Genomic DNA, 14575 nt, shown 5'->3' on the forward strand with positions numbered 1-14575 from the left:
GATGAGCAGCGAGACCATCCCCCTCCCGGTCACCGCCGTCACCTGCCTGGAGGACCGCAGCCAGGTCGAGCGCACCGTCACCGTCCATCTCGCCGCCGGCGTCCAGCGCCTGCGGCTCGGCCCGATCACCGCGCTCGCCGTCGATCGCACCCTGCGCGCCGAGACGGGGGATCCCGCCGCCCGCGTCCTGGACGCCCGCATCGTGCGCGTCTGGACCCCGCGCGCCCCGCTGGCCCCCGGCCCGGACGACTCCGCGCTGCGCCACCGCGTCCACGAACTCGACGAACGGGCCCGCCGCGAGGACCAGCTGCACGACCGCCTCCAGGCCCGCCTCGCCCTGCTCGCCCAGCTCTCCGCCGACCTGCTGCGCGAGGTCGGCGAGGGTGCCGGCATCGGCGAGGTCGAACGGGCCCGCTGGACGCGCGAGCTCGACCGGGTGGACGCCGAGCGCGAGCGTTACGGCGAGGAGCTGCGGGCCGTCCGCTCCCGGCTGCGCGACCTGGAGGAGCAACGCTCCCGGGCCAGGAACGCACTCGACCAAGCCGAGGAGGAGCCCGCCGAACTGGTCGCCCACCTCGACCTGACCGTCGAGGCGGCCACCGCCGGACCGGTCGTGCTGACCGTCGGTCACCTGGTGCCGTGTGCGGTCTGGCGGCCGTCCTACCGGGCGACCCTGGCCGACGGCTCGCTGCGCCTGGAGTCCGAGGCGGTGGTCTGGCAACGCACCGGCGAGGACTGGACGGGCGCCCGGCTCACCCTCTCGACCGCCCGCTCCGCACTGGCCACCGCCCCGCCCTCGCTCACCGAGGACGTGCTGACGCTGCGCGAGCGCAGCGCCGAGGAGCGCCGCACGGTCGAGGTCGAGCTGCGCGAGGAGGCGATCAGCACGCTCGGCCCGTCCGAGGCGGTGCCTGGGGTGGACGACGGCGGCGAGGTCCGGGTGCTGCGCGCCCCCGCCCCGGCGACCGTGCCCTCGGACGGCCGGGCGCACCGGGTGCCGCTGGGCTCCTTCACGGTCCCGGCGGGCAGCGAGTACGCGTGCGCGCCGGAGCTGTCCCCGCTGATCACCCAGGTCGTCCGGTTCCGCAACGCGGCCGGGCACGCGCTGCTCGCCGGCCCCGTCGAGCTGGTCCGCGGCAGCGGCTTCACCGGCCGCGGCGAGCTGTCGTTCACGGCGGCGGGCGCCGACGCCGAGCTGGCGTTCGGCAGCTCGGACGGGTACCGGGTGGTGCGCGAGACCGAGGAGCGCCAGGCCACCGCCGGCCTCACCCAGCGCTCGGTGACCACCCGGACGGTGCGCCTGCACCTCTCCCGCTTCTCCGGCCCCGAGGAGCACGACGAGCAGCTGGTCACGGTCCGTGAACGGGTCCCGGTCTCCGAGGTGTCGGCGGTGGAGGTGCGGCTGCGCAAGGAGGACTGCTCCCCCGCCCCGGACGCCTTCGACTCCGAGGGCATCGTCCGCTGGGACCTGCCGCTCGGCCCGGGCGCCCGCCGGACGGTGACGCTGGTGTACGAGGTCTCCGCCTCCGCGAAGGTGGCCGGCCTGTGACCACGTCCGGGCCCTGCCACGGGCCGGCCCACGACATCGGCCGGCCCGTGGCGCGGCCCGCGACCCGCCGTCGTGACGTCGGCTCAGGTACAACAGGAACTTGACCTCCTCCCCTGCGCCCGCGTGCCGGGGATTCCAACCCTCAGGGGCCGGACGCCCTCACCTCACAGCCGCCCGCCGACCCGGAACCACCAGCGAAGGGACGGTGCACCGCCCGTCGGACCCGAAGCAGCTCCACGGGCCTGACATCCCGCCTGACACTCCGCCTGTCATCCCGCCGGCCCGGCGGCATTCCCCCGCCCCGCAACATTCCCTGACCTGCAACATTCCCTGACCTGCAACGTTCTCTGACCTGCAACGTTCTCTGACCCGCAACGCCGACGGTCCGCTCTCCCCCGTACAGGGGATGCCCAGACCCCTGCCCCGGCCCGAGCCGGGGGTATCCACGGAGTACCACATGATCCTGCACCTCGCCCCCCTGGACGACTGGCTGGCCGACCCCGGCCGGCCGTACGCCACCGCCTCACTGCTCACCGACGGGTTCATCCACTGCTCGGCGGACGAGCAGACGGCGCTCGCGGTGGCCAACGCCTTCTTCGCCGACGCCCGCGAGCCGCTGATGGTGCTGCTGATCGAGGAGTCGCTGGTGGAGCCGATGGTCAAGTGGGAGGCCCCGCACGGCGCACCACCGCCCGGGGCCACGCCCGGGGTGCTGTTCCCGCACATCTACGGCCGGCTGAACCGGACCGCCGTGGTCGGCCTGGAGAAGGTCGAGCGCGGACCGGACGGCCACTGGGCGGGCCTCTCCCCCTGGAGCTGACCGGCACCCGGTCACAGTCGGCCCCGGCAACGCCGAACTCCCTTCACGGCCGTACCAGGAAGCGCCCGTACCAGGAAGCACGCGGACCGGGAAGCGGCCGTACCAGGAAGCACTCGGACCAGGAAGCACTCGGACCAGGAAGCGGCCGGATCAGGAAGCGGCCGGATCAGGCAACGCCCGCCCCGGTCACGGTCCCGGTCCCGGCCCCGGCCCCGGTCAGAGCCAGCCCCGCTCCCGGGCCGCCATCCCCGCCTGGAACCGGGTGGTGGCGCCCAGCTCGCGCATCAGGCTCTGCAGCCGGCGCTGGGTGGTCCGGGCGCTCCAGCCGAGCGAGCGGGCGATCGACTCGTCGGTGAGGCCGGCCGCCAGCAGGCCCAGCAGCTTGCGGTGGTCGGCCTCCGGCTCCAGCGTCCCCTCCGCTGCGCCGATGGCGGCCTGGAGCTGGACGGCGCGCTCCCATTCAGCCTCGAACAGCGTGTCCAACGCCTGGAGCAGGGCGGACGGGTGGATCACGTAAGCGGCGTCGAGCACGCTGTCACCGACGCTGATCGGGATGATCGCCATCCGGTCGTCCGACATGATCATCTTCATCGGCAGTACCGGCCGGACCCGCGCCTCCTCACCGTCCGCGACGCCGACCAGGATGTTCTTCTCCAACCGGCCCGGCCAGGCCACCGCCTCCCGGTCGTAGATCGTCCGGAACCGCAGCCCCTCCTTCATCCGCTGCCGCTGCAACGGGATGTTCGCCACCGGGTCCTGGATGTACGGGGGGCAGTCGAAACCGCGCACCTGGTACTGGCTGGTCTCGGTGATGTGCTCCAGCCGCTGGGCGATCGCCTCGCCGCCGGTGAGCACCTCGACCGAGTGCGCCGGGTCGGTGTAGCGCGAGGCCTCCCGGAAGGCGTCCATCAGGCGGTGCATCTCGGCCCGGGCGTGCCGAAGTTCGGACTCCCGGTGGCCTATCAGTGTGCCTATCGCGACATCGGGGGCAACCGGCAGGAACCGGTGCCGGTCGACAGGCGCCCGGGTCGCCATGCCCTGCTGCGCCAGCCGGTCCAGCGCACGCATGCTCTGTTGGAGGGTCAGCCCGCAGCCGACCGCGAGGTCCTCCGCCGTGGACTGCGGATTGGCCACCAGCGCCGCGTAGACCTGTCCGTCCGGCACGGCCAGTCCCAGTGCGCTGAGTGGTGCATCGGACACGACGCCGCTCCCCGTCTCGCCTCTCCCCCGCGCCGAAGTGGCGCAGTCCCGCCACCCGGCGGGTCGTGGTCAGGTGGCAATCTTCGGCCACGGATCATGACGCTGACAAGGCGATGACCAGGCGATGCGTCCCGGCTCACAGCAGAACCCGCCGAACGGCGTGAGGGCCTCCCCGCCACTCGGCGGGGAGGCCCTCAGAACGCGATGTGCGGCTCGGCCGCGGCACCCGAATATGCAGACCGGTCTACAGATCCGTGTCGGCCTGTGCAGATCGGCCCACCGGCCGATCTCCTCCGGTTTATACCGACCGGTCTACAGATCCCATGCCGATTTATACCGACCGGTCTACAGACTCCGGGCCAGCGGCTCGCAGAATATGCAGACCGGTCTACCGAAATATGCCGACCGGTCTACAGACCGACCTCACGCATCAGCTGGCCGACCTCGGGGTTGGTCAGGCGGCGCAGCCAGCCGGACTTCTGGTCACCCAGCGCGATCGGACCGAAGTGCGTGCGGACCAGCTTCTCGACCGGGAAGCCGGCCTCGGCCAGCATCCGGCGGACGATGTGCTTGCGGCCCTCGTGCAGGGTCACCTCGACCAGGTAGTTCTTGCCGACGTTGGAGACCACCTTGAAGCTGTCGGCGCGGGCGTAGCCGTCCTCCAGCTCGATGCCCTGCGCCAGCTTCTTGCCCAGGTCGCGCGGGATCGGCCCCTGGATGGCGGCCAGGTAGGTCTTGGTCACGCCGTACCGCGGGTGGGTGAGGCGGTGGGCCAGCTCACCGTGGTTGGTGAGCAGGATGATGCCCTCGGTCTCGGTGTCCAGGCGGCCGACGTGGAACAGCCGGGTCTCCCGGTTGGTCACGTAGTCGCCGAGGCACTGGCGGCCGTCCGGGTCCTCCATGGTGGAGACCACGCCGGCCGGCTTGTTCAGCGCGAAGAAGAGGTACGACTGGGTGGCGACGGTCAGGCCGTCCACCTTGATCTCGTCGTTCTCCGGGTCGACCCGCTTGCCCTGCTCGGTCACCCGCTTGCCGTTGACCTCGACCCGGCCCTGCTCGATCAGCTCCTCGCAGGCCCGGCGGCTGCCGATGCCGGCACGCGCCAGCACCTTCTGCAGGCGCTCGCCCTCGGGCTCGCCGAAGGTCTTGGGCAGCTTCACGGCCGGCTTGTCGTGCCGGGCCAGCACCGCGTCCTCGATCTTGGCCTGGAGCTCGCGCGAGCGCTGCGGCTGGCGGCGCGGGTCGCCCGGGGCGCCCTGGCCCTCACGGCGCGGACGCGGAGCCGGACCGGGCCGGCGCCCCGTGTAGCCGCCACGGGCGGGGGTGGCGTTGGGGCCGCCGCCGAACTCGGGGCGGTCGTAGCGCCGCTCCTCGGGCCGCAGCGGGCGGTCCGGGTAGCGGCGGTCGTCACGACGGTCGTCGCGGCGGTCGTCACGACGGTCGTACGAGCCGGAGCCGCGCGAACCCGACCCGCCACCGTAGGACCCGCCGCGCGAGGAGCCGGAGCCGCCGCCGTACGAACCCGACCCGCCGCGCGAGGAGCCGGAGCCACCACCGTACGAACCCGACCCGCCGCGCGAGGAGCCGGAGCCACCACCGTACGAACCCGACCCGCCGCGCGAGGAGCCGGAGCCACCACCGTACGAGCCGGAGCCGCCCCGGCCCCCGCCCTGTCCGCCACGACCGCTGCCGCCGCCGCTGCTGTTCCTGCCGTTGCCACTGCTACGCATCAAAGTGTCCGTACGTCGTTTTCCGTCTGGGCTGTGCGGTCGTTTCGGCCGACCTCACCGCCCCCTACCGATCAGGCGCAGCCCGATCGGCCTCGCCACTGCCGCCCGCGGCCTGCACGGCAGCGGCGGCGACCGCCTCCGCGATCATCGTGCCCTCCAGGGACTCCGCTTCCACGTCGTCGACCTCGGGCAGGAAGGGAGCGAGCTCCGGCAGCCCATCCAGGCCGCGGAGCCCCATCCGTTCCAGGAAGTAGTTCGTCGTCCGATACAGGATCGCACCTGTTTCGGGCTCGGATCCGGCCTCTTCCACCAGTCCTCGCTGTACCAGGGTACGCATCACGCCGTCACAGTTCACACCACGGACGGCCGAGACCCGCGATCTGGACACCGGCTGACGGTAGGCGACGACCGCCAGCGTCTCCAGCGCGGCCTGGGTGAGCCGGGCCTGCTGGCCGTCCAGGACGAACCGCTCGACGGCCGGCGCGCACTCGGCACGACTGTAGAACCGCCACCCGCCGGCGACCAGCCGCAGGTCGAATCCCCTGCCCTGGGCGGTGTACTCACCGGAGAGTTCACGCAGCGCCGCCGCCACCTCCGCCCGCGGCCGCTCCAGCACGGACGCCAGGTGGGCCTCGCCGGCCGGCTCGTCGACGACCATCAGGATCGCCTCCAGCTCCGCCTTCAGCCCCGGGCCGCCGTCCGGCTCCTCCTCCACCACCTCGACCGCACGAGAAGTCGACGGGGCCGACTTCTGGTGCACGACGAGCACCTCCGCCCTGCCCGGCTCACGAACCACGGGCTCGTCGGCCAGCACGGGGTCGGTCGGCACGTCGCCGGCCACCACAGGCTCGCCGGCCACCACGGGCTCGTCGACCACCACCGGGTAGGCAACCACCACACGGTCGGCGACCACCGGATCGGTCAGCACATCGCCGGCCACCACCTCACCGGCTTCAGCGTCATCGAACACGACGGCACCGGGCACCCGCGAACCAGGCCCAGGCCCCACCTCGCCGGGCCCCACGCCGCCAGGCTCCACCGCCGGCTCCATCCACTCCTCGGCCCGCGGCTGCCCCGGTACACCGAGCGGGCGCCGGACCGGCCGCCCGCCGGCATTCGTTCCAGACGTCATCGCTTCTCCTTCCGCGGCCCGTCCGACTGCCTACCCGCCGACTGCCCACCCACCAGCCGGTCGCCCGCCGACTGCTCGCCCGCCGGCCGGTCGAACTCGTCCGTCACCTCGACCGCGCCCCGGTCCGCCTCGGCCACCCACCGCACCAGCAGCTCGCCCAGCGCCTCCGGCTGGTCGAAGGCGAGCACCCGCTCCCGGTACAGCTCCAGCAGCGCCAGGAAGCGTGCGACCACGACCAGCGTGTCCGGCGCGTCCTCCACCAGCTCCTGGAACGACGCCTCGCCCAGCTCGGTGAGCAGCTCGACCACCAGCCCGGCCTGCTCCCGCACGCTGACCGGCGGCGTGTGGATGTGGTCGACGTAGACGACCGGTGCGGGCTTCGGGGCCATCGCCTTGGCCGCCAGCTGCGCGAACCGCTCCGCGCCGATGCCGATCACGACCTCGGGCAGCAGTTGCGCGTGTTCCGGTTCCAGCCCGACGGTCCGCGGCCGCAGGAGCAGCTCGGCGGCCCAGCGCTCGCCGAACAGGGCGGCCGCCCGCTTGTACGCCCGGTACTGCAGCAGCCGGGCGAAGAGCAGGTCGCGGGCCTCCAGCAGGGCGAGGTCCTCCTCGTCCTCGACCTCAGCGGCGGGCAGCAGCCGCGCGGCCTTGAGGTCGAGCAGGGTCGCGGCGACGACCAGGAACTCGGTCGCGGCGTCCAGGTCCCAGTCCGGGCCCATGGCCCGGATGTGCGCCATGAACTCGTCGGTGACCGTCGCCAGCGCCACCTCGGTGACGTCCATCCGGTGCTTGGCGATCAGGCTCAGCAGCAGGTCGAAGGGGCCTTCGAAGTTCGCCAGCCGCACCCGGAAGCCGCCCCGCGACCCATCGGCGGTCCCGACGGTCCCGGCGGCGGCGACGGAGGGTTCGGGGCTGCTCGGCATGACGGTCCATCTTCACCCGGCCGCGCCGCCCGCCCCATCCGGGGGGCACCGACACGCCGCGACCACCGCCGCGCACCGGCCCGGGCCGCAGTGCCGGGCCGGCCGTACCGTCCCGACCCGACCGTGGAACCGGCCGTTGAACCGACCGCAGAACTCACCACAGATCCGACCCGACCGCAGAACTCACCGCAGAACCGACCCGACCCCGGGGCCACCGGCGACCGACGTCCCCGTCCCCGCACCGCGCACGGCCCCCGCAGGCGGCTCAGCGCCCGCGCAGCCGCCGCACCAGGATGCTCGCCTCGCCGCGCTGCTCCAGGTCGGCCAGCACCACCGCGATGGCCTCCCGGACGATCCGGCCGCGGTCCACCGCGAGCCCGTGCTCCCCGCGCAGCACCAGGCGGGTGTGCTCCAGGTCCATCAGCTCCTCGGCCGACACGTACACGGTGATCTTCTCGTCATGACGCTCGCGCCCGCTGGGGCGTCGCGGGGCCCGGCCGCGCGGACGAGGGCGCCCTGCGCCGCCCGCCTGCTCCTCGGCGGCACCCGCGTGCTGACGCGGTCCCGGCGCGGCGGCCCGGCCGCCCTGCACCGTCTTCCCGGCCTGCGCGGTGCCCTGCACGCCAGTGCCCTGGCCACCCGCACCCTGTGCACCGCCCGGCCGCGCCGGACCGGGGACCGACCCGTCGGCCGGTCTGCCAGCCGACACCGTGCCCGGCGCACCACCCGGCGCACCGCCCGACGACGGCCGGCGCTCCTCGGCGCCGTCGGCGGCGTCCTCGGCACCGTCCGTTCCCGCACCGGCGCCGCCGGCACCGTTGACGGTCCGTGCGGTCTCCGGTCTGGGCGCCTCGGCGGCCGGACGCGGCGCGAGGGACGGCGACAGCGCCATCCCCCCGGTGGTCCGGAACAGCTCGTCGGCGCCCGGGAGACTCACTCGGCGGGGCGGCACCGGTCGAGCACCTCCCTGGCGAGCTGACGGTAGGCGGCCGCACCGACCGAGTTGGTCGCGTACGTGGTGATCGGCTCGCCGGCGACGGTGGTCTCCGGGAAGCGCACGGTCCGGCCGATGACGGTGTGGAAGACGTGGTCGCCGAACGCCTCGACGACGCGGGCCAGCACCTCACGGCTGTGCACGGTGCGCGAGTCGTACATGGTGGCCAGGATGCCGTCCAGGCGCAGCTCGGGGTTGAGCCGCTCGCAGACCTTCTCGATGGTCTCGGTGAGCAGCGCGACACCGCGCAGGGCGAAGAACTCGCACTCCAGCGGGACGATGACGCTGTGAGCGGCCGTCAGGGCATTGACCGTCAGCAGGCCCAGCGAGGGCTGGCAGTCGATGATGACGTAGTCGTAGTCGGGCAGCAGCGGCTTCAGGGCGCGCGCCAGCGCGGACTCCCGGGCCACCTCGCTGACCAGCTGCACCTCGGCGGCGGAGAGGTCGATGTTGGACGGCAGCAGGTCCATGCCCGGCACCGCCGTCTTCAGCAGAACCTCATCGGCCGTCAGGCCCCGCTCCATGAGCAGGTTGTAGACGGTGACGTCGAGCTCCATCGGGTTGACCCCGAGGCCCACCGAGAGCGCGCCCTGCGGGTCGAAGTCGACGAGCAGCACGCGGCGGCCGTACTCGGCCAGCGCCGCGCCCAGGTTGATGGTCGACGTGGTCTTGCCGACGCCGCCCTTCTGGTTGCACATCGCGATGATCTGCGCGGGGCCGTGCTCGGCCACCGGCGCGGGGATCGGGAAGTACGGCAGCGGACGGCCGGTCGGGCCGACCCGCTCGCGGCGCTGGCGCGCGGCGTCGGGGGCCAGCGTGGCGGCGTACTCCGGGTCCGGCTCGTACTCGGCGTCCGGGTCGTCGTAGGCGCCGTAGGCGAACTCGCCGTAGGCCAGGCCGTGGGCCGGCAGATCGGCGTCGTAGTCGGTCACCGTGGTCACCTGTGCTGTGTTCTGGCGTGCTTCGAAGGTACGGAGTGCGACCGAGCCGACCTCGGCCGAGCCCACGGTGGCCTGCCGGGCCCCGGGCTCCTCACTCGGCTGGCCGGCGGTGTGCTCCGCCAGTCCTGGCTGACCACCCCCGGGAGCAAATGTCGACTCATTCACAAGTCGTCTTACCTCCTTGGGCATCCAGGACTCTATGTCGATTCGTCAGCGTGGCAGCATGCCGACGGTTTGCGACTCTAGGCCGTTCAAGGCGTTCGCAGCAACACAATCCACGGTAGTGGGCAGGATGTGTCGACTATCGGGCAACCCTCTGTCAAGGGATGCGGGGGCCCTTGGCCCTAACGTTTCTGCGGTCGGGTGACGCGACCCACAGAAATTGACGACAGAGCGACCCGCCCGTGCAACCGCCCGTTCACGGGCATGCCGAAGCCCCCGACCGATGATCGGCCCCTCCTGCCCGCTGACGGGCAAGAAGAGGGGGTCGGGGGCCTGCGGACCGCTCCGACAGGGAGCGGCCACGGTCGGGACGGGCCTGCGCCTACGGGGCGCGGACCCGTCCCGTCGTGGGAGGGAACGAGGTCAGGCGAGGACGCTCTCCAGGGAGACCGACTCCAGGCCGAAGGCCTCGGCGACGGCGCCGAAGGTGATCTGGCCCTCGTGGACGTTCAGGCCCTTGGCCAGGGCCGGGTCGCGGCGCAGCGCGTCCTTCCAGCCACGGTTGGCCAGCTCCACGATGTAGGGCAGCGTGGCGTTGGTCAGCGCGTAGGTGGAGGTGTTCGGGACGGCGCCCGGCATGTTCGCCACGCAGTAGAAGACCGAGTTGTGGACCTGGAAGGTCGGCTCGGCGTGCGTGGTCGGGTGCGAGTCCTCGAAGCAGCCGCCCTGGTCGATGGCGATGTCGACGAGCACGGAGCCCGGCTTCATGCGGGAGACCAGCTCGTTGGTGACGAGCTTCGGGGCCTTGGCGCCCGGGATCAGCACGGCGCCGATCACCAGGTCGGCCTCCAGGACGGCCTTCTCCAGCTCGAAGGCGTTGGAGGCGATGGCCTTGATCTTGGTGCCGAAGACCTTGTCGGCCTCGCGCAGCTTGTTGATGTCGCGGTCGAGCAGGGTCACCTCGTAGCCCATGCCGATGGCGATGGTGGCCGCGTGCCAGCCGGAGACGCCACCGCCGATGACGACGGCCTTGGCCGGGTGGGTGCCGGGCACGCCGCCGGGCAGCACGCCGCGGCCGCCGGCCGGGCGCATCAGGTGGTACGAACCGACCTGCGGGGCCAGCCGGCCCGCGACCTCGGACATCGGGGCGAGCAGCGGCAGGGCGCCGTTGGCGAGCTGCACGGTCTCGTACGCGATCGCGGTGGTGCCGGACGCGACCAGCGCGTCGGTGCCGGCGCGGTCGGCCGCCAGGTGCAGGTACGTGAAGAGGGTCTGGCCCTTGCGCAGACGGTGGTACTCCTGGGCGATGGGCTCCTTGACCTTCAGCAGCAGGTCGGCGGTGGCCCACACCTCGTCGGCGGTGGGGAGGATGGTGGCGCCGGCGGCCACGTACTCCTCGTTGGGGATCGAGGAGCCGACACCGGCGTTGTCCTCGATGTAGACCTCGTGTCCGTTGCGGACCAGCTCATGCACGCCGGCGGGCGTGATGGCCACGCGGTACTCGTGGTTCTTGACCTCGCGGGGGATGCCGACCTTCACGGCTAAACACGTCCTCTTGCCATGGGGGTCCCTACCGGAGAAGACCGGCGGGCGACGCGCACGTGGGGAGACCTCCGGAAGACACCGGGGCACAGATCGCTGCGCGACTAGGTTTGAGTGTAATGAAGCCCAGGCGGCGTGTCAGCCTTCCAAAGTGAATAAATCTGCCGGACACATTGGCAGGTTCGTAGGCTTCCCCAGTGATCTTCCCGCCAATGGTGTCGCAACCGGGCATCTTTGACGATACTCCCGAACCCTGACTTACCACCCTGCGTCGAGACGTTCCCGCAGCTCCGCGAGGGCGGCGCCGACGGCCTGCTGCCCCCGCTCGTCTCCCAGCCGGCGCAGCACCGAGAGGGACGCCCGGTACTCGCGCTCGGCCTCGTCGAAACGGCGCTGGGCGGTGTGCGCCTCCGCCACCCGGGCGAGCAGCCGGGCCTCGGCGGCCTGGTCGCCCATGGACTGCCGGAGGCCGAGCGCCCGCCCGTACCAGTCCGCGGCGCGCACGGCATCGCCGAGCGCCCGGTGACAGCCGGCCGCGCCCTCCAGCGCTCGGGCACAGAGCGGCTCGTCGTCCGCGGAGCGGGCGTGCTCCAGGGCGGCCCGGTAGTGGCCTCCGGCCTGCTCCCAGCTGCCGGCGGCGGCCTGGAGGTCCCCCAGGTTGAGCAGTGCGGCGGCGGCGCGACGGGGTTTGCCGTGCCGCTCGGCCACAGTGAGCACCAGCTCGTGCAACTGGTAGAGGTCGGCCGGGGCGGCGGCCCCGGTCAGCGGCAGGGACCGCAGCAGGGCGGTGACCAGCCGGCCGGCCGAGCCGTCCAGGTCGCCCTGGCCGATCGCGTCGGCGACGGCGCCGAGCAGCACGTCGCGCTCCCCGAGCAGCCACTGCCGGGCCTGGTCGGCCGAGCGCAGCCGCAGCGGGCCCGGAAGCGGGTCGGGCCCCGCGCCGCCGGCCGGGTCGAGCAGGGCGCGGGCCGCCTCGGTGAGCCGGACCAGCCGCTCCAGCAGCCGGGCCCGGGCCAGCTCGATCTCGGCGGGCCGGTCCTCGTGCTCGCGCAGCCGGACCAGCCGGGGGTAGAGCCGGCCGGGCACCCGGTAGCGGAGCGTGCCGTCGGCGGCGGGCGCCTCCTCGCCGAGCAGCTCCCGCTCGGCGAGCGCGGCCAGCATCGTGGCGGCCTCCGGAGCCGGGCAGCCGACCAGGGCGGAGGCGGTGCGCAGGTCCGCCGTCTGGGCGGGCGCGAGGGTCAGCGCCCGCAGCAGCCGGGCCTGGGCGGGCGGCAGCGTGCCGTAGAGAAGGGTGAAGGCGCCGATCAGCGGGTCGTTGTCCGGGACGGGGACGGGTTCGGCCGGCCCGGGCCCGGGCTTCACCCAGGCGGTCGGGTCGGTCGGCGGCCCCGCCTTCGGTCCGGCAGCGGGCGTCCCGACGGTCGGCGTGCCGGCAACGGGCGCGTCGGCGGCAGCCACGGGCTTCCCGCCCCCGTCGGCCGTCTGCTTGCCGGCCTTAGCGGCCGGCCGCCTCCCCCTCCCGGCCCGCGCCCCGTCCGCCGGGCGCCTCCCGGCTTTGCCCTCCGTCGGCGCGTCCTCGGCCGGGGCCTCCTTGGCCGGGGCTTCCTTCCCACCGGCCACAGGCCCCTTCCCCGGTGCCTGCCCCGCCACCTGTTCTGTTCCGGGCCCGGTTCCCGGCCCCGCCGCCGCCCCCGCCGCCGTTCCCGTTCCCGTTCCCGTTCCCGGCCCCGCGGCCTTCCCGTCCGGCTTCCCGTCCGCCTCCCGGACCGCCCGGGCCAGCTCGCGCGCCGCGTCCGTGACGGCCAGCTTCGGGTTGCTCCGCAGCCATCCGGCCATCAGCCGCAGTGCGGCCGGCCGGGAGGCGCAGGCCTCCGCGAGGTCGGCCCCGCCGACGGGGTCGCAGCTGATCCTGGTGCCGCCGACCAGGTCACCGAGCAGCTCGCCCGAGGCCTGCCGGTCGAGCCCGCCGAGGATGACCGGGTCGATGTCCTCGATCCCGGTGAGCGGGCCGGCGGTGGTGGCAAGGACGAGGCACCCGGGCTCGTCCGCGAGCAGCGGCCAGACCTGCCCGGCGTCCCGGACGTCGTCCAGCACCAGCAGGACCTTCCGCCCGGCCAGCGCCTCGCGCAGCGCGACGCAGGCGGGCTCGTCCCGGCCGTCCTCGACGGCGCCGGGCAGTGGGACGCCGGCACCGTCCGCCCCGAGTTGCTCCAGCAGCCGGCGGGCGGTCCGGGCGGGCGGCACCCGGCCGCCGTCGGGGGCGGAGAGGCGGGCGAAGAGCACACCGTCGGGGTAGTCGGCGGCGACGGTGACGGCGAACCTGGCGGCCAGCGTGGTCCGGCCGGAGCCGGGCCGGCCGGCCAGCACCAGCACCGGGCTGCGGCCCTCGGCCGGGCGCGCGGCGGCGGCCCGCAGCGCGGCCAGCTCGGCACGCCGGCCGACGAGCAGGGTCGGCCCGGCGGGCAGCCGGTCCAGCCCGGGAACGCCCTCGACGGGTGCGCCGGGGCCCGCTTCCATGGTCGCCGTCTTCCTCGCCACCCGTGCCACTCCCGACGTCACCCAGCGCTCAGCGGAGGCGGCCCGGGACGGGCGCCCTGTCTGCGAAGCGTAGTTCGACCGTCCGGGTCAGCCGAGGTGACATCCGGTCGTACGAACCGGTAAATCACCCCCACGGATCAATCGCGCAAACCCTCGCGGATCAATCGCACGAACCCTCGCGGACCACTGACCCGAACCCTCGCGGATCAGCAGCCCGAACCGGCGGACCAGTCCCCCGAACCTCCCGGGCAGTTCCCCGCACCACCCGGCCGGCCGCACGCACCTCCCCGGCCGCCCGCCCGAACAGATCAAGCCCCGAACAGATCAGGCCTCGAACGGGCGGGCCGGCCAGGGCGCCTCGGCGGGCCGCAGCGCGTCCAGGCCGCCGGGGCCGGTCAGCGCGGCGTGCAGGGCGAGCGTCCCGGTGATCAGGGTGGGATTGTGCAGTTCCCCGGCGTGGATCAGCCGGACCAGCTCCGCGACGGGCACCCGGGCGGTCTCGATCTCCAGCTCCTCGCCGTGCGCCTCGTAGCGCTCCCCCTCGGCCTCGGCGAGGTCGGTGGCGAGGAAGAGCCGCAGCGCCTCGTCGGTGCCGCCGGGCGAGGTGTAGAAGTCGACCAGCACCCGCCAGGTCCCCGCCTTGCAGTGCGCCTCCTCGTAGAGCTCGCGCTGGGCGGCGTGCAGCGGGTTCTCACCGGGCACGTCGAGCAGGCCGGCCGGCAGCTCCCAGAGCCGCTGGCGGACCGGGTGGCGGTACTGGCGCAGGACGAGCACCCGCTGCTGGTCGTCCAGCGCGAGGACGGAGACCGAGCCGGGGTGGGTCTGGTAGTCGCGGCGGGCCCAGCTGCCGTCGGGCATCAGGACCTCCTCGCTGCGCACGCCGGTGACCTTGCCCTGGAAGGGCGTCCCGCTCCCCCGGACCTCCCACTCCTCGGCCACGTCGAAGATGCTTCGGTCGTCCATCGGTCTCCCCTTTTCGTCAGTGAGACACAATCTAACGCCGAACGACGGCCCCGCGGGAATCGCGGGGCCGCCGTCGGGTGA

Annotated in this window: 11 protein-coding genes; 2 read left to right on the forward strand and 9 right to left on the reverse strand. The window is 73.6% G+C overall.

What is annotated here, in order from left to right:
- Position 1: 1 nt before the first annotated feature.
- Both C2142_RS10280 and C2142_RS10285 read left to right on the forward strand, forming a co-directional pair.
- A complete protein-coding gene (locus tag C2142_RS10280; RefSeq protein ID WP_148642357.1) occupies positions 2–1549 on the forward strand; it encodes a mucoidy inhibitor MuiA family protein in 1548 nt (515 codons plus the stop codon).
- Positions 1550–2006: 457 nt separating this feature from the next.
- Positions 2007–2369, forward strand: a complete 363-nt coding sequence (locus tag C2142_RS10285; protein WP_148642358.1) for a DUF952 domain-containing protein — start codon at positions 2007–2009, stop codon at positions 2367–2369.
- A gap of 216 nt (positions 2370–2585) precedes the next feature.
- Here the strand turns inward: C2142_RS10285 and C2142_RS10290 are convergent, their stop codons facing one another.
- From C2142_RS10290 to C2142_RS10330, 9 genes are all read right to left on the reverse strand, one after another.
- Positions 2586–3569, reverse strand: coding sequence for a helix-turn-helix domain-containing protein (locus C2142_RS10290; protein ID WP_148642359.1), 984 nt, complete (start codon positions 3567–3569; stop codon positions 2586–2588).
- A gap of 410 nt (positions 3570–3979) precedes the next feature.
- Entirely contained in the window at positions 3980–5299 is a 1320-nt protein-coding gene (locus C2142_RS10295) for a pseudouridine synthase (protein WP_148642360.1), read from the reverse strand.
- A 64-nt stretch (positions 5300–5363) separates the two neighbouring features.
- Positions 5364–6017 (reverse strand): SMC-Scp complex subunit ScpB, encoded by a 654-nt coding sequence (scpB, locus tag C2142_RS10300; RefSeq protein ID WP_277347330.1) that lies wholly within the window; start codon positions 6015–6017, stop codon positions 5364–5366.
- 410 nt (positions 6018–6427) lie between these two features.
- On the reverse strand, positions 6428–7354 hold the full coding sequence (locus tag C2142_RS10305; protein ID WP_148642361.1) for a segregation/condensation protein A: 927 nt from the start codon (positions 7352–7354) through the stop codon (positions 6428–6430).
- A 265-nt stretch (positions 7355–7619) separates the two neighbouring features.
- Positions 7620–8291, reverse strand: a complete 672-nt coding sequence (locus C2142_RS10310) for a hypothetical protein (RefSeq protein WP_148642362.1) — start codon at positions 8289–8291, stop codon at positions 7620–7622.
- Positions 8288–9454: a ParA family protein gene (locus C2142_RS10315; RefSeq protein WP_148642363.1), complete on the reverse strand. Its 1167-nt coding sequence runs from the start codon at positions 9452–9454 to the stop codon at positions 8288–8290. The genes C2142_RS10310 and C2142_RS10315 overlap by 4 nt, the downstream gene beginning before the upstream one ends.
- A gap of 420 nt (positions 9455–9874) precedes the next feature.
- Positions 9875–10990: an alanine dehydrogenase gene (ald, locus tag C2142_RS10320; protein WP_148642364.1), complete on the reverse strand. Its 1116-nt coding sequence runs from the start codon at positions 10988–10990 to the stop codon at positions 9875–9877.
- Between the two features lie 261 nt (positions 10991–11251).
- Positions 11252–13510, reverse strand: a complete 2259-nt coding sequence (locus C2142_RS10325; protein WP_148642365.1) for a tetratricopeptide repeat protein — start codon at positions 13508–13510, stop codon at positions 11252–11254.
- A 345-nt stretch (positions 13511–13855) separates the two neighbouring features.
- Positions 13856–14494, reverse strand: coding sequence for an NUDIX hydrolase (locus C2142_RS10330; RefSeq protein WP_148642366.1), 639 nt, complete (start codon positions 14492–14494; stop codon positions 13856–13858).
- Positions 14495–14575 lie beyond the last annotated feature (81 nt).

Origin of the sequence: Streptomyces sp. CB01881, assembly GCF_002953255.1 — a bacterium.
Taxonomy (GTDB): Bacteria; Actinomycetota; Actinomycetes; order Streptomycetales; family Streptomycetaceae; genus Kitasatospora.